Here is a 24,501-nt window from a genome sequence, read left to right as displayed (position 1 = left end):
GTCTTGGGAAACCGTCGACGCATTGTCTATTCCTCAGGATAACGTTGGTAGTCACCTGGCGGTCACCCAAGATTTCGTGTTCACGAAAACACGCCGTGGCCACTCGGGTGCACCACGCTGATTCTTGCGCTGGGCTTGCGTGGCGGACGACTCGCCAATCGGACGGGACTCTACGAACCTAAGGATAGCGACCGAAGCGGGCTCAAGCAATAAACGACAACGGTGAATCGGTAACGCAGCGATCTAACGCCGTGTCATTCCGGACGTTATTAACAACCACAGATACACGCAGATGCACACAGATACGAATCTCGATCAATCACATTTGTGTCCATCTGGGTAAATCTGTGGTTAGATCCAATCACGCATCGGTCTGATAGGAAGGCTTGAACTATTAGGAAGTTCTAATGAAAGTGACGTTCGCCCGATACGATGTCACTGCTGACGTGAACGGGAAAAAACGTTCGAGACCTGAACAACTATTGCACCCGCAATAGGCTACGCACCATCGCCGTAAGAACGATTGGAAATCACAGGGATCGCCCTTAAGACGATCTGTTTGCAGACACGCCATGGCGAGCTCCAGTGCAATTTATGGTGCGTCGTTCTTTCGGCTGAAAAATCGATTTGCGAGATACAGCAAGGCGAGGACAAACGATCCGATCGCTGCGAAGTCTGCACGAACAGGCCCGATGAACCAATGCTCGCCACCGATGAAATATAGTATCGGAGCGCCTATCAGCATTGTAAACAATGCAGATTGGAAGGCCCATCGGTCTTTGTCGTCCTCAACGGTCACGTGCGTTGGGGCAGGGCCATCCACCAGAACATCGTCAACGGTTAGCGAATAGTTGCTGCCGAAAGTGGTGTCGCGGATTGAAATGACCAACGAGTGACTCCCGAGATGAAGTGGGATATCGCCCGAGTATGTAATGGTGTTGAGATCACCACCCTTAAAAACAGTTTTGTCGTCAATGACAACCGAAGTTGCCATACCCCATTTGCTGTGCCTCAGCACGATAGAGTGTGAGTTACCATCAATTGTAAGCTCCCACTCGCTTTTCCCGACGCGTCGAGCATTCAGCCGTCCGTGCGTGTGAGTCATTTCATTCATAGATTTTTGTCGACGATCGGCAACGATCCCCAAGCCGCCGGAATTTTAGTTTGTGTTCACGAAACGATTGCGCCGGCGATTTGGGGGCAGTACGCCCAGCATGGACGTGATCTTGTGGGGTGGCCAATTTCTCTACAACCAGCCCCTGTGCTTAGTTCCGGTTTCTTTCAAGGAGTCAGTATAATAAATGAAATTCTAACGAAAGAAGAATACGAGGCCCTTTGCCTGAAAACGCGGCAACTGCGGCCGACGTGACGATCCGTGGGGAGGAAGCCTGCGAATGTGACCGTAAATCTGGCTAGCCGCCGCGAACAGTTTCGATCGGGTAACAACTGAATCGGACGAGCTTTAAAGCTAAAACTGTCGCCAGGCACATTCACGCCAAGATCCGTGTGTGTTGTCTACGGAAACCCGCTTGCGCGACGCTATTCCAAGCTGCATCGCAGCGGCAGAAGCTAGCCTGGGACGCAAGTCCCAGGTATTTGATCGTAACCCTTATCAAAAGTCCCAGAGGGACGACAGAAATTCGGCTTTAACACCATAGACTTGGGCAAGAAAATAAAGGGGCAGGAAAATGGAAAATTCAATGTCCAGCGTCGATGCCGCGCACCTGAGAAAGGCAGCGATGATCAAAACATGAAAGGTTAGAAAATAGGGGAAGGTGGGTGGTTGTTGATGTCGAGAGTCCCTCCTGCAGATGTCTCACGACACTGCCACGTAGATCGACTTTCCCTCTTGGTTAGCTTTGACTCCGTGGGATAGCTTGAGTCGCGCGGCTGTTTTTTTAAACCCGAACCGTCGCTTGATCGGCCCGCTGCGGTCAGATCGTATTCACTAGCAAGGGACTTAATGATGAAAGCAGTTGATGCTCGCGTGATTGGCGTTGATCAAGTTCATCAAGGAAATGGTTTCCTACCTGAAAACGCAGCTAAAAGAGATCGACAAGCAACGTGCCAAGCAGTTAATTGAGCGCGCAAAAAAAGCGATCCAAAGGTGAACATTCTGCAGTTCGTTCCCGGAGTCGGTGTGGTCACGACGTCGACGTTGCTCGCAGAGTTGCCGGAGCTTGGCATGTTCAATCGTGAAGAAATTGCGAAGCTTGTCGGCGTGACGCCGCTGCTCGACCAAACTGGAAAATCAGACAAAAGACGTAAGACTCGCCTGCAGCACTTCGATCTGTTTCACCCAACAGACGAATTAGAGTGCTGCGGGATGGGTTTCGCAAATCATTGAACACCGGTGTCATGCCTGAAGAATCTTGGCGGTTCGGGGGCTGGCCCCTGAGCGGGCTGGATGGCAAGGAGTCAAAGAATCCAAGGTTTTTGACATGCCACTTGCACTCTCTTAAGACCATCGCCATCCCGATCCGCTGGTTCGCCGCATTCCTGTTCGTTTGGATGGTTGACCGTTGATGTGGTCCAATTCTACATACTTAGAACCCGCTGATGTAGCTCGGGAGTATTGAGCCGTTCGGATGCTTTGATTATCCATTCAAGATCATCACCAGCGATCCAAATTGTCAAGTAGCGCTCGTTGGTCTTCTGCCCTAGCTGATTGTTTCTAACAAGATCAACAAGCAGCGAGAGAAGTGAACCCAAGAATGCGTCCGAGACCGAGGCACGCAAATCGTAATCGCCTGCACTGCAATGCGTCTCAAGGCGTTTTCGAGCAGTTTCAACTCCGTCACCGAATGTATCGCTTCGATCGCGACTGTTTAGGACTGCCCATTCAGGCGGAAAGAACCTGGCGAAATCACCGCTGTCGGATGAAAGTTCGCGTTGGCGTTGGAAAACCGGAACGATAAACTCAAGCAATCGTGTCGTGCCAATTGCGAATCCGCAAAGGTCAGCAAACTCATCGGACAGTGAAGTAAAGGCCCGTGGGATCGCAATGGCAAGTTCGTCGATCAGGGCGTCCAATAGCGTCTGAGAATACTCGTCAATGGTCATTGGCGACGTCGCAGAATCGTGATGGTGTCGCTGTATATTCAGTCGGCGAACGGTGGGCGGAACCGAGTCGCGGCGGTTGACGTTCAGCTTCATTAAACTCAAGACCGCGACCTCGGGCGAGTAGACGGAGGTCTCTTCGGTTTAGGTTAAGCTTTGTGTTCAAGGTTTGCCAGCGATTTCTCCTTGTGGTGTCACAATGCTTGATCCTTGTCCAATTGATCACCGAACGCTCTCAGAACCGGACTGGCGCCGCCGGCGCATCCGGCTCCCAGCGGACACGTCTCACCTGGCATCACTTTGCACTCTTCAATCGCGATCAAGTCCGCGCCACCAGCACTTATCCCGTGGAAATCCCTCTGATTCGCAGCGAATACCGCTCGCAAACGCTTGCCCGCGAATCACCGCGAATGAACAACTCAATGTCCAATGATCGACGCGACTTGGCCACCACAAATGCAGTTAGACGCTAGCCTCGCAAATGATCAACCCCCAGGCAAAAACATGGTTGACAAAAAGATGAAGGCAGAACGATGAGGCACGCGTTACTTCGTCTTGAAAATCTTTCTGTCGCAACAATCTTTCTGTCTTACATCCGCCATCACCTGCCGCGCACTCCTCACTCCTCACTCCTCACTCCTCACTCCTCACTCCTCACTCCTTGTCTCCTTGTCTCCTTGTCTCCTTGTCTCCTTGTCTGAGTCCTGAGTCCTGAGTCCTGAGTCCTGAGTCCTGAGTCCTGAGTCCTGAGTCCTGTCACACCGGTTACATTTTTATCTTACGACATGGCCAATGAGTAAGCTCAATGCCGCTCCCTTAGAGAGAGCCCAAATGCGAACTTCGCCAGTGTAGGATTCGGTTCGAGACGTCTGATCGAAAGGACGCGCCAGCGAAGTCAGAAAAAGTGAAAGCAAATTGCGAGGCGGAAGTGGGAAAATCACTCAGCGAAGCCAAGTTCAAACGAGCATCGCGGCTTAACGCGAGCTCGAAGAATCGGCTCGCTTGCCGCCAATTAAAAATTCCGCTTGACAAGCAAGCGTAAAGCGATGTCATGGTTATGCCCCCAATTGGTGATTGGGGCTAGCGGTGCAAGGTGCGGCTAACGAAAGCGTTCCCTTCGAGTTTCATCTTAGCGCGAAAATCGAGCGGGAGCAACGCACATTCATATCGCGCGCATTTGATGAATATCGACGGTGTCCAGCGGCTATGAATTCGCACGACGATGCTGCCATCAGAATCCGAAAGTTCCGCATCTCCAATCGACCATGCGCGCGGTCCATCATTGCGCAATGGTTAGTTTGCTCCGACTTCGCGGATCGCGAATTCGGAGACATCGTAGAAACTAACTTCGGTGAGTGCACGAGGATCAGGCATGCACGGAACGACTTCTGGCGCAGTAATGAGTCGAATGGATTCGAGTGATTGGAAGAGGTCGATATCGATCAAGTTAGCATGCCAGAAGCAATCATCAAAGCAGAGTTCGGTCTCGCTATGCGCCGGCTTTTGAGAAAGAGAGGAAGGAAACATCAAAGGCATAACGGTTGAGGTCACCTGGCACGAACGGAAAATTGACCATTAGGAAATAGTTTTTTGAGTGCTCGGGTGCACCGGCATGGTTCGCCACACACGTAGCATCATGAGTCACTGCCAAGTACCCTCGACAAGAGGATTGTACCACCGCCGGAATCGCAGAACAAATCGATCGTGAGTGGAAATAGGCAGCCCGACATTAGATGCAAATGCCCTGCTTTTGAATCGCCGAACGACCCGACATTGGGTGAGAGGCTCTGCGTAGGCGAAAGAATCCATGTAAGTCCGAGGTTTGATGGGTGGGAGCCATTTGTTCAAAATAACTGGCGACTCGGACCCGTGATCTCGGCAGCGTGCGGCTGCCGGTCACATTCACTCCACCCACCAAACACAAGGATCAAAGGACACATGAAGATTCTCGCATTAGATCTCGGCAAATTCAACTCCGTCGCCTGCTTCTTCAACTCCAAAACCAGAAAATCCAAGTTCCTCACCACGCCCACCAACCGGGAACACATCGCCAGCATCTTCAAAACTGCGAAAGCGGATCTCGTCGTCATGGAAGCGTGCGGCCCTTCGGGCTGGATCAATGATTTGGCGCAAAGTTTCGGACTGGAGACTCTTGTCTGCAGCACCAACGAGGAAGCTTGGCGGTGGGCCAACGTCAAACGCAAAACCGACCGTGACGACGCACTGAAACTCGCTCGCATGGCTGCCATGGGAGAACTCAAAGCCGTCCACACGCCATCGCCGCAGCACCGTGAATTTCGCTCTCTGGTCAAATACCGTACCGAAGGAAGACGCTTGCTGCTCACTAGACGCCTCCAGGCAAGCGAACGCCAAGACACGCTGCTAGCCGAACCAAGAGGCTGGAACCGTGCACGGATAACTGAGTGGACGCCGCCGACGTGAAGCACGCCGGCCCACCAGGACAAAGAGCGTTCACACCTCGAATAGTCGTTTAATCCAACTCCTTGATTGATTCGCCGGCAGAGCCGGAATTGACCGTATCGCAACTCGAGTCAACCGACGCGACTGCCAGTGCCTTTCGCCTGCGTCATTTTTCGGTCGCCACTGACGGGCGAGCGACCGAAAAATACCTCCGGCGACGGCACCTCACCACCACAAGCGGAAAAAACAATGAAATAAGACAAGAGAAAACATCTGGGAGCCACTTGCCAACCTCGGACTTCATAGTCGTTAGCCATCACCGGGATCGCGCGTTTGTTCTTTAATCGCCAAATTTGTCGGATCGCGATCTCCGGTGGATGGCATGGTTCTGTCTTCTTCGATTCCAGATTCAATATTAGAATCTGGTTCGGGCGACGTCGAAGAAAAGATCTCTTGAAGCACTGGAAACAGGGTCGCCCCGATGGACAAGGCGAGCAATGAGCCCGTCACGATGGCAAAGATGCCCCATCGATCTATCCATTGCGCGAACGGACTCGCTGCCGCGTAGATTGATACGCTACCGACACCAGTAGAGTGTGTGAGGCGGATTCCTTCGCTGCTATATGGGGAGTAGATCGAATCTGCCCAAACCGATACTTTGACGACTTCCCGTGGCTGAAGGTTGCCAACACTCACTACACCGCGTGTAATAGAGATAGTATTTGAATCATCTTCACGAACCAACTCGGATACGCGAGCACTTGGAACGACAACTTGCACATCTGAAAGTGCGGAGTTGCCGGCGTTACTTACCTCCATTACGTAACAACCGCTGACTCTCGAAACCTCGAACGGTACGTCAGTCGGAACTTCGCGGCGAATAGTCCGCAAAATACGTTCCGCTTCCCGTTCGGCAAGCCGTTTGCCTTCTTCAGTTTTGTCGTCGATGTACGTGCCTTCAGCGAGCTCACCGATCAGTTCCGTAGAAGCAAGTCGTGTTTCGACCGCGTTAAGATGGCTGTCTAATGTCGGAGGAAGGTGAACTTCGGAAAAAGTGGCGGTCGCTCTCAAATCGTCTGAAGGTTTGGTAAACCAATCCCAGATCTGCAGCAGCGCCAATACGGCTCCAATCGCAATTGCAGCGATTTTCAGAAAGGCAATTGATTTACGCTTCAAGACTCACTCCATGATTGACAGAACGTCCAAATTCAGCGGGCGACGGCCAAAAGAATTTGCCAATCGAAAAACCGTAGCCCGTCGCTCCGTTGCAATTTTTGGTTATCCGTCGGTATGGGCTCCATACAGGCTTCGAGTAAGGCGTCCCGAGGCTTCTACACTAACTGATGAGAGCGCCAGTGTAATTCCAATTAGTGTCACGAACCTAGTGAACCCCGTAGTTTCGAACGGTTCCCATACACCCGCGCGCGCAATTCCTTCGAGTAAAACAAAGCCAATGAACGAAGTTATCGCTCCTGCGGCAACACACGCTAGGCACCGGAAATCTAATGGCTTGAGAAGTTTCCTTCTTGCTGAATAGTAGAGAATTGATAGCGAAGCAGCGGTAAGGGCGACAGTAGCAAACACCGCCGCGGCGTTTAATGGTGCACCGAACGTCGAGGAAAACGTCGTAGATGGGCCGAGGAAAACCAAGGTGTTAGCAATAAGCCCGACGATGAATCCAGGTCCGATCCAAAATATCCTCAGAGCTGACGTGCCCTTGTTGCGTGGTGCAGGTAGTAGCAGGGGCGTTTCTGATGAACTCATTTTGACGCCTCGATTGTTGATTGTCTTACGATAGCACGGATAACGAAGTAATTATCGCTGGTTGTGGTGGCGATAAGTGGGGCCTGGGGGTGTTATCGCCGTTTGTACCTTCGGCTCCCTCGGTGACACGTGGAGTGTTATCGCCGGTGCGAGGGAGTGTTATCGCCGGTTGGCGACCGCCGAGTATGGGGGGACTCGATTCTTGGGTCAAGCAAAATTGTAAACTAATTTTCCATCCGAGGCATTGACCTGTCATGCAGCCATGCAAAAAATCAGCAAAGATAGTGCTACGGCGATGCAGGACTGCGGTAAAAACGAATCAGCACTCCGAAACGCACCCTGCTTTGTATGGCCGTGGCCGTGGGAGATGACCTTTGCTGTGGGGCCACCGCAACCGGGGCGGAATCTGCTCCACAGGACCGATTTGGCCAGCTTCTCTTTGCCGAATCGGGTGATTGCCGAAAGCACTGGCGCGGAAATGTCCCGCAGCCGTGCGCGTTGAAGTGGCTGTCCTCCAGGCGGAAATTCACAAGCACGTCAGTTCACGTATTTATCTTGCCGTGGCGAGCAGGAGGCGGTCCTGCAAGCATCCGTCGCGGTGGGGTGTTTTTTGTTATGCAGTTGATCGATTCGATGAGTGAGGAGTTGGGAGATTGAAAAGGTTAAATTGACAATTGCAAATTTTAAAATGGTTGGATGTGACGGCTCGATGCGAGTGCGGGAAAAGTCATTTAACGGGAGATAAGGAATACGATAGAGATGAGGCGACTTGTAACTCTGTTGCCTCTGTTTGCTCCTGTTCGAATTGTCCGCGCAATCTACGTTAGAGTTTGCGAGGTGGGCAACTGCTGTGATTGAATGAGCTTGGCTGTGTGTGGTTGACGGTCGTCTAGGAGCGGGATCTTTAGTAAGATCCAGTACGGGAAACTGGGACTAGGCGGAACAGATGCGGAGTTGGTGGGCGGTGCGAGTGAGCTGGAGACAGAACTTCACCCGGACGAGGCCTTGAGGGCCCGTCCGACCTCTCCCGTGCTGCGCTCGGGAGAGGTGGCAGGATGGAGGACACGTGACTTGTAACTCCGTTTCCTCTGTTTGCTCCTGTTCAAATGTCCGCGCAATCAATCCTTGCGTTTGCGACGAGGGCATCTGCCGTGATACGGAGTTGTGACTGAATGGGGTCGGCGGAGAGTGGTTGACGGTCGTTTTGGGGCGGGATCTTTAGCAAGATCCACTACGGGAGGGTGGGGCAAGCCGGGCGGACGCGGAATTGGTGTGCGTTGCTAGTGAGATCGAGACAGGCCCTCACCCGGACGAGGCCTAAAGGGCCCGTCCGACCTCTCCCGTGCTGCGCTCGGGAGAGGTGGCAGATGGAGAATACGTGACTTGTAACTCTCTTGCCTCTGTTTACTCCTGTTCAAATAAGACCGCGTATTTGTTGCTTGCGTTTGCGACGAGGGCATCTGCCGTGATACGGAGTTGTGACTGAATGGGTTTGGCTGAGAGTGGTTGACGGTCGTTTTGGGGCGGGATCTTTAGCAAGATCCACTACGGGAGGGTGGGGCAAGCCGGGCGGACGCGGAATTGATGTGCGGTGCGAGTGAGATCGAGACAGGCCCTCACCCGGACGAGGCCCTGAAGGGCCCGTCCGACCTCTCCCGTGCTGCGCTCGGGAGAGGTGGCAGATGGAGGCGGTGGACGTAGCGTTTTCTGCCGCCCCTTTCGGGGCTTCGACCTTGGTTCTTTCGGGAACCCACGGCTTACGCCGTGGGCTATACGCTGTCGTCCCTACCGGGACTTCGGGATGCTGAGTGATGTGCGCGTTTCACGCTGCGGTTGCTCATCAAATGAGCGACGATGAGCCGGGTGTGGGAGGTGAAGTTGGTGTTGCGTTCGATAAAGCTGGAGGCAGGCCCTCACCCGAGCAATCGCCAAAAGGCTCTGCTCGACTTCTCCCTGCTGCGCTGGGTGAGGTGGCTGAGGTGACAGATGGTGACGTTCGAGCGAGCTGGGGGCGCCCCCGCCGGGATTCCGCTGAAAAGGCTCCATCCGACCTCCTCCACAGCAAAGCTGCCGGGGAGGTGAAGTCGGAGGGCTGGGAGGGATGCAGGTAACGAGTCTGGCAGCCTGCACTACATTTCCAAAAGTCTCCGCGACTTTCGCTACACCTCGTTCTTTATCTTCCTGTCACCCATCTTCCTGTAAATTCAATCGCCATTGTCGCTGATCGCTCCGCGATCATGACGCACTTCCGGTAGTGGATCTTGCTAAAGATCCCTCAAGCGACATTTCCCCGACTGACGACGAGCCCGACAGCCTGTGCTACTTAACCTCGGGGCAGGCCAGCGAAATCGATTTTCGGTTGCTGGCGGGCAGTGGAGGCACGCTCAAAAATTTGGTCGAGCTTGACGTTCGCACTAAAGAAACCGCAGTTCCGCAGAAAGAAATGTGATTGCTCGCTGCCGCCTGCGAAATCGAGTCGATGACGGCCTCGTGCTGTATTGTCGCCCGTGAATTTCGCTCGCGTGATCTCATGCCACTTGCCCTCAACGTCGCAAACCCATTGGTTGGCGTAGTTTGCCGTTCGCTCAATATGCCCCGTATTCGGAGCGAAGTTTTCTAGAAACGAATGGAAGCCCGTTAAATGCTTGTCGGTCTTGGGACGCCGAAAACTGGCGATCAGTCGCCACTCGTTCTTGTCCTTGTCGCCGAACCACGATGTGTACTGCGTGTTGCCATCGCCATCCGGTTTGACCTCGGTTAAAAAACGATAAGTCGATCCTGCCTTCCACGGGTAAACCAAAAAACTTTGGCCACCTGAACCCTCGTTGCCAAAATCTTGTGCGCTCACTTCCTTGCCCTTGGCAGTCGTCAGCACTCGATCTGACTCCGGAATCTCTTTGGGGTTGTCGGTGCGAAATGGACTCCAGACCGAGAACAAGACGCGGCGCTGCGTTTCGCTGTTGACTTGAAAACCAAAGTAGCCTTCGCCAAACCCGTTGGCCATGAAATACGAACCGATTGGGTCCTGCCCTTTGGGGACCGTGATTTCACTGTACGCGTACGTCAGCTTCGTTTCCTTGGGCAGCCGATAACTCAGGTGCACCGAAGGGCCTCGGCGACCCCAATAAAACATGTTGCCGTCGTTGTTTTTGACAAAGTCGAGCGATAAATCCTGATCACTGCTGCTGACCCGCAATTCATCAAGCTCGATCTTCGCGGAATCCTCTCGCTGTGTGCACGTGAGTTGCACCTCAACATAATCAGGCCCATCGACCTTGATCTCGCCCAAAGGGTAGACGCGTGTAGGTTCGCCTCGCAGAGTGGCCGTGAATGTTGTCTCGCCCACTCGGGCTTCGATCGTGGCGTTGCCTCTCGCCGCACGACCCGCAGCACCGAGCTTGAGGTTGCCGGGGCGATCGACGTGAAAGTAGACGCTGTAGACTTCGTTTGCATCGGTAAACCGCAGCGTGCCGTCTCGATTAAAGACCGCACCGTCTTCCGCCGGCGAACTGTGAAAGGTGTTCCCCGCCAGCGGCACGGACCACTGGCCAGCCAATGCGGACGCTGCGATCATTGGAATCGCAAACAAGGTCGCCAGAAAAATCTTTGTCGATGCAGAAGGATTGAGTGTTGCCATGAAGGTTCTGAGACACCTGTGGTTGATTGAGCAATAATTTTGTTGCGAGAAAACTGGTAGCGGAATTCGTCAACGACTTGTTGATTTATTGAGCCGTGACGCGTCAGCGGCCGGGTCCCACGCGGCACCCGGTGCCTTACGGCCCACGGCTCACCAGGGCAATTCGCATTTGGACTAAATCAACAAGCCGTCAAGGCTTTCGTAATTCGCCGAACAGCAAGTAGGGCCGGTTCTTACCGGCCCGAGTCGATCACGCTGTCGAGGACAGCCGGTGGGAACCGGTCCAACTCGAAACTTTTTTCGCTTGTTCCGCGATACGTTTTAGCATGAACAGCGAACTTTTGTGTTTCTTGCATCCCGAGAACACTGGTTTCAAAAGCGAAAATCGCGAATGGTCTCGAATCTGCCGCCGTTGTGTTTTAAGGATGCCGAACCCGATCGACTTTCATCCGGCGGGGGATATTACCCCTCCGTTACTGCGAACGGCCTCGACCCCACTTTCAACGGATTAAACGCCGTCAATTTGTTTTTGAGGGTTCACGAACACCCAGCAAATTGCCCCGACCAAGTAAACACCGGCAAACATTAGCAGTACCAAATTCCAGTTCGATGTCCACTGGAACAACCAGCCCACCAGGATCGGGCAAGCCGCGGCGGCGAGGTTGCCGACCATGTTCATCAGCCCAAACACTTGCGGGACCCGGGGGCCACCGATGTCGATCGTCGCGGCAAACGCACACGGACCTGCGAGTGCTGCCAGGAACGATCCCAGTGACAATAACGCGACCGCCAACACTGCGCTTTGCACAAACCATGCGGCGACGATCAGTACCGCACAAGCGGCCAGGAACGTCGCCCCGACTCCGCTGCGGCTCAGTCGTAGGCTGCCCGTGCGACGCCAGATCCAATCCACTAGCGTGCCACCAAAGATGCTGCCGGTTAACGTTCCGGCCAACACCAGACCTTGTAGGTAGCCTGATTCCGCAACCGACACGCCGCGTGTCTCTTGCAAAAATGTGGGAAACCAGCTGGCGAAAAACATGTACCCCGATCCACGACAGATCTGTTGTCCACATAGCCAAAACATCACGGGCGAACGGGCGATGGCGAGAAGCTCACGCCACTCGCTGATTGAATTCGCGGCCGCCGGATCGATCGCGGGTGAACGTGCCGCTTGGATCAACGCTAATTCGGAATCGTTCACTCGCGAATCTTGGCTGGGATCGTTACGGAACCGCAAGTAGAACCCGATTGTCCACAAGATGCCGGGAACGGCAAAACCCACGAACACCCATCGCCAACCCAACGGGGCGATCAGTAAACCGGTAAGTGCGCTGGCCAGGATTGCGCCTCCTTGCATCCCGGCCGCCAAAATTCCACAGCTCAGCGAACGCTGGCCCAGCGGCATCCAGTGACCGATGGAATTGCAGGATGCAGGGAAAATGCCGGCCTGTGCCACTCCCATCACTAACTGGGCCACGATCAGCAACCCAAACCCTGGTGCAACGCCAATTCCAAACGTGGCAACGGACCACGCGAACGCAAACAAGCTGAGCGTGAATCGTGTGCCCCACCGCTCGGCCAACCAGCCGCTGGGGACTTGGAAAAGCGAATAGGTCCAAAAGAACGCTCCCATGAACCAACCCGATTGCTCGAGCGTGAACCCGAGGTCTTCGCGAACCGTGCTCTCGGCCACACCCACGGCGTTGCGGCATAGGTAGGCAATCGCTGCGGCAAGCGTCAACCAAGTCAGCGTGCGGTAGCGGATCGTGGTGGGGGCAACGGCCATCTACAATGCCGCCTGCATTCGCTCGAACAACCGGTCCACTTCGGCCCGCGTTTCCTCGTCGATTTGCCACGCCGTCGGCTGGATTTGAATCGTGTTCGCGAAGATACCTCGTTTCTTGAGCAGATATTTTTCGATTGCCAGAAACCCATCGAGCCCCGCCTGCAATTGCAAGGCGACGATCGCACAAATCGGCAACGACAATTGATAAACGCGGTCGTCATCGCCATCGTCCAGCGCTCGCCATAACGCGACGATCCCGTCCAACAGATCGGTGCCGGGCATCGTTCCTGCGATCCCGCGACGATAACAATCGACCAGATTGATGCCCCCGGAACCTTCAAATATCCGGGCCTGGCCCGCCGTGGCGTCGCGAAGTTTGGAAAGATTCGGCCCCAGCGGACTTGCTTCGGGTTTAAACAAAATGCGTTCGTTGCCGAATTGCTCCAGCAGATCCAGGTAGACGCTGAGGTCAATCGCAGCCCCAACGTAACCCGATGCATCTTGGACCACCAACGGAATCGAGATGCTACTTGCGATCGCAGAAAAGTAATCGCGAGTCGCGTCTGCACCTAAACTGGTGGCCACGGGGGGGATCGCCATCACGGCACTCGCTCCGCTCGCTTCGGCATGTTTGGCAAACTCGATCGCTTCGGCGGTGCTCTCGGAACCGACACTGATGACGGTGAATCCTCGGCCGTCGGCGGCTTCGCAAACGATTTCCGCCAGTCGTTTGCGGCCGTGGTAACCGAGTCGCAAAATCTCGCTCACCATCGCTACGACAACGCCATCGGCACCCGTTTGAAAGGCCCAATCCATTTCACGCTGCAGCGTTTTCGCGTCGATCTCATACTTGTCGTCAAACGGGGTGTGCAGCACAGGCAGCACTCCGTGCAGCGACTTGTTAACGGCTGAGCACATCGTTAATGACTCCGGTCATGGCTTCGAGGGTTGTTTCTAAGCATCCACGATCAAACGGGGACTGCCATACGGGATAGACGTCGGTGTCATAAAGTGCGGCGGGCGGCAAATAGCCGATCGAACCATTGATCAAGTTCATGCAAATCAAAGTGCGATCCTTGAAGCGTCGGCGAAGTTCTTGTTGCAGCATTGAATACGGTTCACAGCAACTGCCCACCAACACCGCATCACCGATCCGCCACGCAAAGATAGGAAGATCGAAAGTTTGGCCGTCGCCGATGCCAAGACGGATGTCGCGTCGACGCCTTAGTCGTTCTTCGAGGGCGCGGTCGGTGCATGCCAAGCGTTGGCGTTCGAGTTCGTCGGCCGAAGGCCAATCCTTTAGCGGCAGCGCCACCGTACTGCGGGTCGCCGACAATTCGCTGGACGCTTGGACGGTTTGGTGCTTCCAAATCGCCAGCGGTGCTCCGGATTCGAGTGCTCCAGCATAAACCAGCGACTTGCCGGCAGGCTCCATGTCGTTTAGTGTCGCCAGTGCGGCGAAACCGAGTTGGCGCCCATGTCGATCCGCTACCTCGGGGTCGCCGACGTATTGGTAACGCGGGGCGAGATCGCCACACATTCCCAGCAAAAACATTGCCGGAGCGGAGGTGGCGTTTTCCATTGTTTCACGCATCGCGCCGACGTAGTCGGGTGAGATCGCGGTGTTTTCCGCAGCCAACGTCGTTGGGTGGCATGCGTAATTGACCAGCGTGCCACGTAGCTTGCCCTGTTCGTCCGTGATGCGCCCCAGCACCAACGTGTCATCAGGCTCGCCATCGGGATCGTAACCACACAGATAGCGTGCTTTATCGGGATTCGGGTCAGGCAAATCACGCACGGTCGCCAATGAGCACGTTCCAGTATGCCAATCCAATGTGGCGGCGAACATTGATTGGCGAGCTTGGCGTACCGCATCAACCGTTCGCTGAACTAGCGATGCCATCCATTGCTGCAGCAGATCACTGCCAGGCAACGAAGCGTCGGGCTGCATCAGCGGCGGTCCGGCGTGCGTGTGCGTTAGTGCGAAGATCAAATGCCCTGGTTCGAGCGAAAGTTCCGCGTGCAGACGCTGCTGGAATTCGTCATACGTTGCAGGTGTCTTCCACCAACCAAGGTCGGCATCGATCAGGACAACGGGGGCGGCGTCCGCGGAGGATGCCAATGCCAACACGGTAAGCGAGAGTGGTCGATGGATCGAGTCGGCGACATCATGTTTCGCGGCGCCCCAATTGCGCGAATAGACGCCGACGGGCGGCGTGATGTCGACGCGGGCGATTCCGATCCGTCCTTGAAACGAAGCGTGCTGAAAGCGGCGAGGTTGTTTCGTGTTCATGCTTACCAATCTCCCACCGCGCCGTCACGGTAAAACACTCGCTGGGCAACCTCTTGCTCGAACGGATGTTTGCGAACTTCGTCCTCATTGATCGAAATCCCCAGTCCTGGCCGGGTGTTGGGCGTCACCGTGCGGGTTGCGGGATCGACCGTAAAACCCTCTTCGACCACATCGTTTCGCCAGGGAACATCCTCGTGCACCGATTCGCAGATGATGTAAGAAGGTTGCGAGAAACCAAACTCGATCGATGCTGCGGTGCTTACCGGGCCTTGCGGGTTGTGCGGTGCCAGTGTGATGCGGTGAGCCTCGGCGAGTGCCGCGATACGGCGAGCTTCGCTGAATCCACCGCAGTGCGTCAGGTCAAGTTGACAGATCTCACAACCGCGAACGCCGAACAGGTCACGAAACGCCGCCAGATGCGTTAACCGTTCGCCCGTCGCAATCGGCGTGGTCACGGCCGCGTTGATGGCGGCCAGGCTATCAAGGTTTTCCGGCCAACATGGCTCTTCGAGAAAATAGAGTCCATAGGGATCGAGTGCCTTGGCGAACTGCATCCCCATTGCTGGTGAAGGGCGTGCATGGCAATCGACCATGATGTCGATGTCGTCGCCGACCGCGTCACGCATTGCGGCAACACAAGCGGTGGCGGCCTTGATCGACTTCAGTCCTTCGACTGGCATCGTCGGCGGGACCGCCATCGACTTGAACGCGGTGAATCCGTCGGCGACCGCTTGCGAGGCCAAGTCGGCGAACTGTTTGGCGTTATCGACGGGAGTGTTATAGAAATGGTCGAGGTTTCCGCCGCCCAGGTGACAGTACAGCCGCACGTAATCACGCACGGGGCCGCCCCATAACTTGTGCACCGGGACGTTGTGGATTTTGCCAACGATATCCCACAACGCCAAATCAATTCCGGCAATCGCGGTCGATCGCACGACACCGTTGCCATGCCAAAAATGTTGTCGCCACATCATTTGCCAAAGGTGTTCGACGCGGCTGGGATCTTCGCCGACGATCAATTCCGCCAGATCTTCGATCGCGCCGACAATGCTCCGCGTGTGCCACTCGAGCGTCGCTTCGCCCCAGCCAAACAGCCCCGGTTGATCCGTGATGACTTTGACGAACACCCAGTTTCGCATCCTCGCATGACACACGACGGCTTCGATGGCGGTAATTTTCATGCGTGATTCGTATCTCGTGTGTTGTAAATGGGATGGGGAGTGACGGAACTCGTTAAGAGTTTCGAGGTATTTTGCTGCGGGACGAAAGTCTTGACGACTTCCGCTACGCCAAAGAAGCACGAAGGCTTAAAAAAAAATCGTTCACGGCATTGGGCTGGAGCCTGAGGCCCCGTGGGGGCGGACACAAAAAAGTGTCCAAATTTCGCGGGATACGTTACTGTCGACCGGAAAAATCGCCGCTTCTTTTTCGACTTTTTTGCTTTTGGTGACAATGTTACTTGTTTTTGTTGACAAAGACAAGTATGTTTATCCGTATGAGCACGATTTCGACTTATATCAAGAACGATTTGGCGGCCCGGCTTCGCTCGGGGCGCGCGTTGCCGGCGTCGTTGACGCTCGATGCGCTGGCGCACCATTACGACGTCAGCTTCACTCCGGTGCGTCATGCGATTGCCGAGTTGGTCGATGAAGGGTTGCTAAAAAAGGGGGCCAATCGGCGGTTGACGCCGGCAAAGGTGCCCAAGATTGCCGACGCCGATGCGAAGCCTTCGGAGTCGGATCCGACCTCGTCACCCGAACCACCTCAAGATCCGTACGATGGACCTTATGAGGGAATTGTTGACGATTTGGTACAGCAGAGTTTGCAGGGCGACGCGATCTATCTTCGCGAGGAAGCGACGGCCGAGAAGTATGGTATTAGTCGATCGGCAATCCGCCATATCTTTCATCGGCTAGCGGGCGAGGGGATGCTCAATCATATCCCGCGTCACGGTTGGCAAGTGCGTCCGTTTCGGCAAAGTGATCTCGAAGCGTTTATCGATGTTCGCGAAGTGTTAGAGTTGAAGGCGCTCGAATTGTCTCGTGACCAGCTTTGTCGCGATGACTTGCAGCGGATGTTAGAGGCCAACACGCAATCGTCATCGTCATCGTCACCCACCACACCGCCGCAGATCGACGAGTCGCTGCACTCGTATTTAATCGATGCATCGCAGAACGTTTACATCCGCGAGTTTTTTGAACGTCAAGGGCGTTATTACCGATTGCTATTCGAGTGGGAGGATCGTGATCGATCGACCGCACTTGAAACCGCTCGCCAGCATCGCGAGATTTTGACTGCGCTTCTCGAGCAGAACTGGACCAAGGCACGCAATGAATTGTCACACCATATTCGTGACCATCACCCGGTGTTTAGCCAGATCGCGCTGGCTGTGAGTGGGGGGCGCAAACGAACGTCCAACGGAGTCCAGCAGCCATGATGCGTGTTGCAAACTGCAGTCGTCTTTTACAGCCTCGTTGCATCAAGCCCACGGTCGTGCTTGATCGTGTTCGCCTTTGGTTTGCGGTCGCGTGCGGTAGTTTGCTGTGCACGATGGCAGCCGACGCCGGGTCGCTGGACGATTACCAAACGAAAATCAAACCGCTGTTCAAGACTCGCTGTTTTTCGTGCCACGGAGCGCTCAAGCAGGAAGGTGGACTGCGTCTAGATACGGTCGAGTTAATGATCGACGGAGGCGTCTTCACGCCGGGGGACACCACCGACAGCGTTTTAATCGACCGCGTCAGTGAGACATCGGTTGAGGATCGAATGCCTCCCGAGCATGAAGGTGAACCGTTATCGAAAGCAGAAATTGAACTACTGTCCGCTTGGATCGCTGGCGGAGCACCGGCGCCAGAGGACGAGCAACCTGAGATCGATCCCGATGATCATTGGTCCTTCCAACCGATCGAGCGTCCGGTTGTCCCAACGGTCAAAAAAGCGTCTTGGGTTCGCAACCCGATCGATTCGTTTATTGCAAAAGCTCACGAAGAAAACGGGTTAACCCCGCAACCCGACGCGCCGCGAGCGATTTTGATGCGTCGTCTGTATCTCGATTTGATCGGGATTCCGCCGTCCAGTGACGAGATCGCGGCAGCCGAAGCGGACAAGGCGTCCGATTGGTATGAAAAAATTGTCGAGCGATTGCTTGAGGATCCGCGTCATGGCGAGCGATGGGCACGTCACTGGATGGACATTTGGCGGTATAGCGATTGGTGGGGGCTGAACGCTCAGCTGCGAAACAGCCAACGCCATCTCTGGCATTGGCGTGATTGGATCGTCGCTTCGCTAAACGAAGATCGCGGCTACGACGAAATGGTGCGGTTGATGTTAGCCGGTGACGAGCTACATCCAAATGACACCGATTCACTCGTGGCGACCGGTTATTTAGCGAGAAACTTTTTCTTGTTCAATCGCAACCAATGGATGGACGAAACCGTCGAGCATGTCGGCAAAGCGTTTCTCGGTTTGACGTTTGATTGTGCAAAATGTCATGACCACAAATTCGATCCGATCGAGCACACCGACTTTTACAAAATGCGGGCGTTCTTTGAACCGTATCAGGTGCGAATGGACATGTTGCCGGGTGAAGCCAACCTGATCAAGGATGGGCTGCCGCGGGCGTTTGACGCGTTGCTGGATGCGCCGACGTACCGGTTGATTCGCGGCGAAGAGGGAAATCCTGACAAATCGAAGGTGATTCAGCCCGGCGTGCCCGAGTTTCTCGATTTTGAACCTGCCGGCGAGAACCCTCTCGACATCCAACCGATCCCATTGCCGGCCGAGGCGTGGCAACCGGAGCGACGCGATTGGGTGCTCAAGAACCATTTGGCAGCCGCCACGGCAAAACAAAAAAGCGTCCAGACGAAGCGGAAGCAAGCGGAAGCTGCGATGGAAAAGGCGGGCGAGGGCGACACCGCTGCTGAATTTGCATTAAAGCTCGCTCGCGTGGACGTCGAAATCACCAACGCAGAACATGAAAGCATCTCGCTGCGTTACGAAGCGATGAAAGCGGAGTGGGACGAGTCGACGAGTGAAGAAGTCGCTATGGCAGCGAAGGCGGCAGCGATTCGAGCAGAACGGAAAGTTTCTCTGCTGCAGGCGAAGCGTTCATTGATCGACGTCGAGAAGCGACTCGGAGAGGCGACCGAGGATAAACGCGAAGCGATTGAAAAAGAGCAGGCGAAGGCTCAGGTAAAGCTCGACAAGGCAGAGCAGGCACTTGCCGCCAAGATTCTTCCCGATGATTCTTTTACGCCGCTGATTGGCGCGCAGTGGTCGGCCACACGATTCCTGAGTACGGGTAAGGACGATCCTGCGGTCGAGTTTCCGCCGCAGAGTACCGGCCGCCGCACGGCACTGGCACGCTGGATCACCGACCGCAATCACCCGTTGACTGCTCGTGTCGCGGTGAATCATTTGTGGACTCGTCATCTCGGCCAGCCTTTGGTTGCAACCGTGTTTGACATGGGCCGCAATGGAGCGAAGCCAAGTAACGCAGCGCTACTCGATTGGCTTGCCGCCGAGTTGATCGATAGCGGTTACAACATGAAACATCTGCACCGTTTGATTGTAAACTCGGCCGTGTATCGAATGAGTTCGTCCAATGCCGGTGCCGAATCTAATCTTGCAATCGATCCCGACAATCACCTTTGGTGGCGGCGGGTTCCGATCCGCTTGGAATCGCAAGTCGTCCGTGATGCCGTGCTGTCGTTAGCCGGAACGCTTGATCCGACGATGGGGGGCCCTCCGGTTCCTGCGGCCAAGCAGCCGGAATCCAAACGGCGCAGCCTGTACTTCTTTCACTCGAACAACCAACGCGATTTGTTTTTGACGATGTTTGACGAGGCGCTTGTGACCGATTGTTATCGTCGCGAACAGAGCATCGTGCCTCAGCAAGCCTTGGCACTGACCAACAGCAAGCTGGTGCTAACGTCGGCGGGACAGATTGCCGACCGCTTGTCCGTCGATGGCGAAGACGCACGTGACTTTGTTGTTCGATCGTTCAAGACACTCTTGGGGATCGATGCCGACGACGCAGAGATCGCCGCGAGTCTGAAAGCATTGTCGGTCTGGGAAGGCCAAGCGGACGGTTCAGTGCAGCGAGCACGCGGCCACTTCATTTGGGTTTTGGTCAATCACAATGACTTCGTGACGGTGCGATAAAAAACGCTTGAATTGCGGTTTGAATAAGGAAACGGTTTTATGAATCACATTGCCCCGAATCGCCGCCGATTCTTGTCCGATATGGGAATGGGGCTGTCGTCAGTCGCGTTGGCATCGCTGTTGCAGCGTGATGCCGATGCGGGTTCGATCGGCTGGACGCCGCCGACAGGACAGCCGCATTTTCCGCCGAAGGCCAAGAATGTCATTTGGTTGTTCATGAATGGCGGCGTCAGCCAGATGGAAAGCTTTGATCCCAAGCCGATGCTGACAAAATATGGCGGCAAAACGATTTCGGAAACGCCGTTCGCCGAGGCTCAGGATCCTGCCAAGCTTGCGCTCGAACGTTTGGTTGCACCCGACGGCAACGGCAACCAACGCAACGAACTGTATCCGTTGCAGATCGGTTTTAAAAAGCACGGAGAATCCGGCATCGAAGTGAGCGATTGGTTTCCGCACGTCGCTAACCAAGTCGACAAGCTGGCGATCGTGCGATCGATGTATACGACCGACAGCAACCACGGGGCGCAAACACAATTCCATTCGGGACGTCATCGTAACGATGGTGACTTTCCGACGCTCGGGGCTTGGGTGCATTATGGACTCGGCTCGCTCAATGACAATCTGCCTCAGTTCATCTCGATCGGCAAACGCGAGTACTGGAACAGCCGTGACGGTCATTACCTCGGCCCGGCTCACGATGCGGTCCCGCTACGAATCGATCCCAAGAACCCGCTCGATTTCAGTCAGCCCGAAATTGCGTTTCCCAACGAGGCACGCCAGGTCGGCAAAGATCTGTTGGATCAGCTAAACGGGATGCGTGCCGATGAATATCCCGAGGACCCCGAGATGGCGGCTAGGATCGCTTCGTATGAACTTGCCTTTCGGATGCAAACTTCGGTACCCGAGGTGGTCGATTTCGCGCAAGAGAGTGCCGAGACAAAGTCGTTGTATGGAATTGGGACGCCCCACTGTAACGAATTTGGAATGCAGTTATTGGCGGCACGACGTTTGGTTGAACGTGGCGTTCGCTTTATCCAAATTCAACATGGCGGCGGTGGTGCCGGCGTCTGGGACGCTCACGGCAAGCTAAAAGCAAACCACACCAAGAACGCTTTGGCGGTCGATCAACCGATCGGCGGTCTGTTGGAAGACTTGCAGCGCCGCGGATTGCTCGATGAGACGTTGGTGGTGTTTGCCACCGAATTTGGACGTACCCCTGGGTCGCAAGGCGCCGACGGACGCGACCATCACATCTTTGGTTTCACCGTTTGGATGGCGGGTGGCGGATTGAAACGCGGCGTTGTGCATGGTGCGACCGATGAAATCGGGTTCCATGCAGTCGAAAACCGTCACTATGTCACCGACATTCACGCCACGATCATGCAGCAATTGGGACTCGATTCCCGCAAACTTGAACTTCCCGGACGCAAGCGTTTGGAAATCGACCACGGTCATCCCATTACGGACATTATCGCGTAACCCTGCGTCATGCACGCTGGGTTTGGGACCGTGGGAGCACAGCCGACGTAGCGGAACTCGCGCGAGAGTTTCGCTGGAAATACGCCTTGGAACGAAATCCGTTGATGGCTTTCGCTACGTTGAAAATGCACAAACCCTGTTAACAGAAAAAACTTCACAACGTTGGCCGAAACGGCGGACCGTAGCGGTGATGAAGGTCCGGAAACGAATCTTTATCAGCCTTCAATTCGGTAGGTCAAACAACTTTTAAATCCATTCTTGCTTGTTTCTTGGTCTGAATCGAAGGTGATGCGATGAAGTGTAGTGTGACGCGTAGAAATCAAGGGTTTACCTTGGTCGAGTTGTTGGTGGTGATTGCAATTATTGGTGTATTGGTTGGGCTTCTGTTGCCTGCGGTACAGGCGGCACGCGAAGCCGCGAGGCGTATGCAATGTTCCAACAACATGAAGCAGTTAGGGTTGGCGTTGCAAAACTATCACTCCGCCTACGAGCAATTCCCTCCAGGATCCGCGGATTTCTATGGCTATTCGTACGGCATTCGACGCAACGTTGGCGCCTCGATCTTTTTGCTGCCTTTTATCGAAATGGGAGCTTTGTATGAAGCGTTCGAGCAGGAGGCGAAAGTGGCGACTCCCGGATCGGGGTTCTGGCAGAGTCAGACACTGCTAGACGCAGGCCCTCAGTCCGCGTTCCTCTGCCCCTCGGCCCAGAATGCGGACGGTACGGAGTACAACGGTCTATCGAAATCCCTGTATGTCTTTTGTATTGGCGATGCGATGTGGCATAACGCCAAAAGTGATTCCGAAGAAGGCATGGCGATTGCCCGAATCAACTCACGGAGCATGTTCGTGCCCATGACCAACGGCGATCGAAACAACTTGCGACGCTTTCGCGACCTACTTGATGGGGCCAGCAACACATTGGCGATGAGCGAAGTCGCGGGGACACCACGTGATCAAGCGTTCGTCAAAGGAGACGTTGCCAGTTTTAACGGAATGTACGATGGCACAACGGCAGTTGCGGGGCCTTGCATGACGGCGCCGCTGGATCCCAACAACCGATTTCAGTACCAAACCGGTGCGGATTGTTGGCGAGGGTTGTTGTTTGGTGATGGTCGTGTGATCAATACCCGCTTCACCACCACCCTGCCGCCCAATTCCTACTCGTGTGCCTATGCTGGTGACAACAACAGCTGGGGAAGTTTCTCGCCGTCGAGCGAGCATCAGGGAGGCGTGCAAACGTTGTCGTTCGACGGGTCGGTCCGCTTTGTCACGGACTCGATTGACTCGGGCAACCTGAATGCACGCCAAGTCACAAGCGGCGAAAGCCCCTACGGGGTGTGGGGTGCAATGGGCACCAAGTCCGGTAGGGAAACGGCCTCTTTTCAATGAGACTGTGCGGCACCGCGTCGTTGGTTTAGGATTCGAGTTTGTGTCGTCGCGATGGGTTTGCGAAATGCGGCGATGCAACTCGAGTTGTCAGACACAGTCTCCTTCAAGCAGCGAGGCGTTCCTTTAAGCAGCGTGGCACGCAATCACTTTTTCGCCGCGTGCCGTTGCACTGCGGTGCGGCTCGTACGAGTCGTGCCGGTTGTGCCGACCACGCGCGGTGCGACTGGTGTTTTTGTGTTGAGAGGTCGAATCCTTACAACTGGACCTCCTGCTTTTTCCGCGGAGGATTCAGAACGAGGCCAAAACGGACTGGCCCGTCTACGATTCAGCCGAGGGAGCTAGCCGATGAATTCGATAAAATCTAAGCGGAACCTTTTTATTAAAAGCCTGATGTCGGGCATGATATTGACCTGTTCAACGGCGTTGGCGGATCAGCCAGCTTCGGAGCAAGTCGCGGAATTGGATGGTTTCCCGGTCTTCGATCAAGAAGACAATGACGATTTTGTCGCTTGGACCGATGAGGTGTTTGGTAGCGGGATTTTGGACGCCACCCCCGAGTCGCAGTCGCACCAAGACGTTGACGTGGCCCAGCCCCCTTCGGCGAATCGCTACAGTGCGTTGCCGTCGTACTTTGAGTCGCCGCCCCGGATCGCCCAGAAATCGGAGGGGTTGGTGGTTCCCAGCGACGTTAATCCTGCTCGCCAAATGACCGCGATGGTGATCAAGGCCCCCACACAGGTCAAGAAAGTCGAGCAGCTGGAATTGGACGTCGACCGGATCAATGAGCCCATGAAAACGGCTGAGCGACCCAACCGCGATGCCCCCGTCCGAGACCGGGCTAGCCGTGCTTCGAATGCTTCGAGTTTGATGGACGGAGACGCATTCTACCGCACTCCCGACGTGGTCGACGGTCGATTGGAGCTGCCTCCGATCGCGGCGGCCAGCACCTCGATTGAAAATATCGGCAATGGTCGCGCCCCCGCAGGATTCCGCAGCGATACGGGATCGCCGATTTTGCCTCTGCCCGAACAAGGAATCGAGCGTGATGCGTCGTGGGGTTGGTCCACGATGGCCTGGAACGCGCCCAACACGTTTTCGAATCCGCTGTACTTCGAGGACCGTATGTTGGAACGACATGGACACGAACGATGCCCGCATCTGACCCCGATGATTGCGGGAATGCGTTTCTTCACGACCGTTCCGATGCTGCCTTACTTGGCTACGATCGATCACCCCTGTGATTGCGATTACACGTTGGGGTATTACCGCAGCGGTTCGTGCACCCCCGCTTACCTGCAGCGACCGCCGTACGAGCGACGTGCCGTGGTGGCAGAAGCGGCCGCAGTATCGGGGGCGATCATCGCGTTTCCTTAATCGTGACGCAGTCCACGGCACGTTTTAGAATTGCCCGTTATTCTTCGGCGAATCCGTTCTGGGGCCGGTCTTCCGCAGTGCTTTTTGCACCGCCGAAGCCCGGCCTTTTTTCGTTTCGACACGAATCAAT

At 55.1% G+C, this 24,501-nt stretch carries 16 protein-coding genes; 8 read left to right on the top strand and 8 right to left on the bottom strand.

Annotated features, from left to right (window positions below):
• Positions 1-592 precede the first annotated feature (592 nt).
• Positions 593-1,114, bottom strand: a complete 522-nt coding sequence (locus ABD971_RS02675; protein WP_345319153.1) for a hypothetical protein — start codon at positions 1,112-1,114, stop codon at positions 593-595.
• A 993-nt stretch (positions 1,115-2,107) separates the two neighbouring features.
• Here ABD971_RS02675 and ABD971_RS02670 point away from each other — a divergent pair.
• Entirely contained in the window at positions 2,108-2,347 is a 240-nt protein-coding gene (locus tag ABD971_RS02670) for a transposase (protein WP_345319151.1), read from the top strand.
• A 191-nt stretch (positions 2,348-2,538) separates the two neighbouring features.
• On the opposite strand, the gene ABD971_RS02665 is transcribed toward ABD971_RS02670, so the two are convergent.
• Entirely contained in the window at positions 2,539-3,165 is a 627-nt protein-coding gene (locus ABD971_RS02665) for a hypothetical protein (RefSeq protein ID WP_345319149.1), read from the bottom strand.
• An 83-nt stretch (positions 3,166-3,248) separates the two neighbouring features.
• Between ABD971_RS02665 and ABD971_RS02660 the strand changes: the two genes are divergently transcribed.
• A complete protein-coding gene (locus ABD971_RS02660) occupies positions 3,249-3,533 on the top strand; it encodes a hypothetical protein (RefSeq protein ID WP_345319147.1) in 285 nt (94 codons plus the stop codon).
• A gap of 1,465 nt (positions 3,534-4,998) precedes the next feature.
• On the top strand, positions 4,999-5,502 hold the full coding sequence (locus ABD971_RS02655) for an IS110 family transposase (protein ID WP_345319145.1): 504 nt from the start codon (positions 4,999-5,001) through the stop codon (positions 5,500-5,502).
• Positions 5,503-5,790: 288 nt separating this feature from the next.
• Here ABD971_RS02655 and ABD971_RS02650 read toward each other — a convergent pair whose 3' ends face one another.
• The 6 genes from ABD971_RS02650 to dgoD form a co-directional block, all read right to left on the bottom strand.
• Positions 5,791-6,657 (bottom strand): hypothetical protein, encoded by an 867-nt coding sequence (locus ABD971_RS02650; protein ID WP_345319143.1) that lies wholly within the window; start codon positions 6,655-6,657, stop codon positions 5,791-5,793.
• A 2,911-nt stretch (positions 6,658-9,568) separates the two neighbouring features.
• Positions 9,569-10,882: a DUF3472 domain-containing protein gene (locus ABD971_RS02645; protein WP_345319141.1), complete on the bottom strand. Its 1,314-nt coding sequence runs from the start codon at positions 10,880-10,882 to the stop codon at positions 9,569-9,571.
• 508 nt (positions 10,883-11,390) lie between these two features.
• Positions 11,391-12,671, bottom strand: a complete 1,281-nt coding sequence (locus tag ABD971_RS02640) for an MFS transporter (protein WP_345319139.1) — start codon at positions 12,669-12,671, stop codon at positions 11,391-11,393.
• Positions 12,672-13,589 (bottom strand): dihydrodipicolinate synthase family protein, encoded by a 918-nt coding sequence (locus tag ABD971_RS02635; RefSeq protein WP_345319137.1) that lies wholly within the window; start codon positions 13,587-13,589, stop codon positions 12,672-12,674.
• Positions 13,573-14,964, bottom strand: a complete 1,392-nt coding sequence (locus tag ABD971_RS02630) for a neutral/alkaline non-lysosomal ceramidase N-terminal domain-containing protein (RefSeq protein ID WP_345319135.1) — start codon at positions 14,962-14,964, stop codon at positions 13,573-13,575. The genes ABD971_RS02635 and ABD971_RS02630 overlap by 17 nt, the downstream gene beginning before the upstream one ends.
• 2 nt (positions 14,965-14,966) lie before the next feature.
• Entirely contained in the window at positions 14,967-16,145 is a 1,179-nt protein-coding gene (gene dgoD, locus ABD971_RS02625) for a galactonate dehydratase (protein ID WP_345319133.1), read from the bottom strand.
• Between the two features lie 287 nt (positions 16,146-16,432).
• On the opposite strand from dgoD, the gene ABD971_RS02620 reads away from it, so the two are divergent.
• From ABD971_RS02620 to ABD971_RS02600, 5 genes are all read left to right on the top strand, one after another.
• Complete coding sequence (locus tag ABD971_RS02620; protein ID WP_345319131.1) at positions 16,433-17,401, top strand: GntR family transcriptional regulator; 969 nt, start codon at positions 16,433-16,435, stop codon at positions 17,399-17,401.
• Positions 17,398-20,127 carry a PSD1 and planctomycete cytochrome C domain-containing protein gene (locus ABD971_RS02615; protein ID WP_345319129.1) on the top strand — a complete coding sequence of 910 codons (2,730 nt, stop codon included), beginning with the start codon at positions 17,398-17,400 and terminating at the stop codon, positions 20,125-20,127. The genes ABD971_RS02620 and ABD971_RS02615 overlap by 4 nt, the downstream gene beginning before the upstream one ends.
• A 39-nt stretch (positions 20,128-20,166) precedes the next feature.
• Complete coding sequence (locus ABD971_RS02610) at positions 20,167-21,606, top strand: DUF1501 domain-containing protein (protein ID WP_345319128.1); 1,440 nt, start codon at positions 20,167-20,169, stop codon at positions 21,604-21,606.
• Between the two features lie 293 nt (positions 21,607-21,899).
• Positions 21,900-22,997 carry a DUF1559 family PulG-like putative transporter gene (locus ABD971_RS02605; protein WP_345319127.1) on the top strand — a complete coding sequence of 366 codons (1,098 nt, stop codon included), beginning with the start codon at positions 21,900-21,902 and terminating at the stop codon, positions 22,995-22,997.
• A 390-nt stretch (positions 22,998-23,387) separates the two neighbouring features.
• Positions 23,388-24,371 carry a hypothetical protein gene (locus tag ABD971_RS02600; protein ID WP_345319126.1) on the top strand — a complete coding sequence of 328 codons (984 nt, stop codon included), beginning with the start codon at positions 23,388-23,390 and terminating at the stop codon, positions 24,369-24,371.
• Positions 24,372-24,501 lie beyond the last annotated feature (130 nt).

The organism is Novipirellula rosea, assembly GCF_039541335.1.
GTDB classification, from domain to species: domain Bacteria; phylum Planctomycetota; class Planctomycetia; order Pirellulales; family Pirellulaceae; genus Novipirellula; species Novipirellula rosea.
This window is presented reverse-complemented; position numbering and strand designations above follow the sequence as displayed.

Coding starts and splice junctions, on each gene's coding strand:
- ABD971_RS02675 (WP_345319153.1), bottom strand. CDS start 1,114: ATGAATGAAATGACTCACACGCACGGACGGCTGAATGCTCGACGCGTC.
- ABD971_RS02655 (WP_345319145.1), top strand. CDS start 4,999: ATGAAGATTCTCGCATTAGATCTCGGCAAATTCAACTCCGTCGCCTGC.
- ABD971_RS02645 (WP_345319141.1), bottom strand. CDS start 10,882: ATGGCAACACTCAATCCTTCTGCATCGACAAAGATTTTTCTGGCGACC.
- ABD971_RS02640 (WP_345319139.1), bottom strand. CDS start 12,671: ATGGCCGTTGCCCCCACCACGATCCGCTACCGCACGCTGACTTGGTTG.
- ABD971_RS02635 (WP_345319137.1), bottom strand. CDS start 13,589: ATGTGCTCAGCCGTTAACAAGTCGCTGCACGGAGTGCTGCCTGTGCTG.
- ABD971_RS02630 (WP_345319135.1), bottom strand. CDS start 14,964: ATGAACACGAAACAACCTCGCCGCTTTCAGCACGCTTCGTTTCAAGGA.
- dgoD (WP_345319133.1), bottom strand. CDS start 16,145: ATGAAAATTACCGCCATCGAAGCCGTCGTGTGTCATGCGAGGATGCGA.
- ABD971_RS02615 (WP_345319129.1), top strand. CDS start 17,398: ATGATGCGTGTTGCAAACTGCAGTCGTCTTTTACAGCCTCGTTGCATC.
- ABD971_RS02610 (WP_345319128.1), top strand. CDS start 20,167: ATGAATCACATTGCCCCGAATCGCCGCCGATTCTTGTCCGATATGGGA.
- ABD971_RS02605 (WP_345319127.1), top strand. CDS start 21,900: ATGAAGTGTAGTGTGACGCGTAGAAATCAAGGGTTTACCTTGGTCGAG.
- ABD971_RS02600 (WP_345319126.1), top strand. CDS start 23,388: ATGTCGGGCATGATATTGACCTGTTCAACGGCGTTGGCGGATCAGCCA.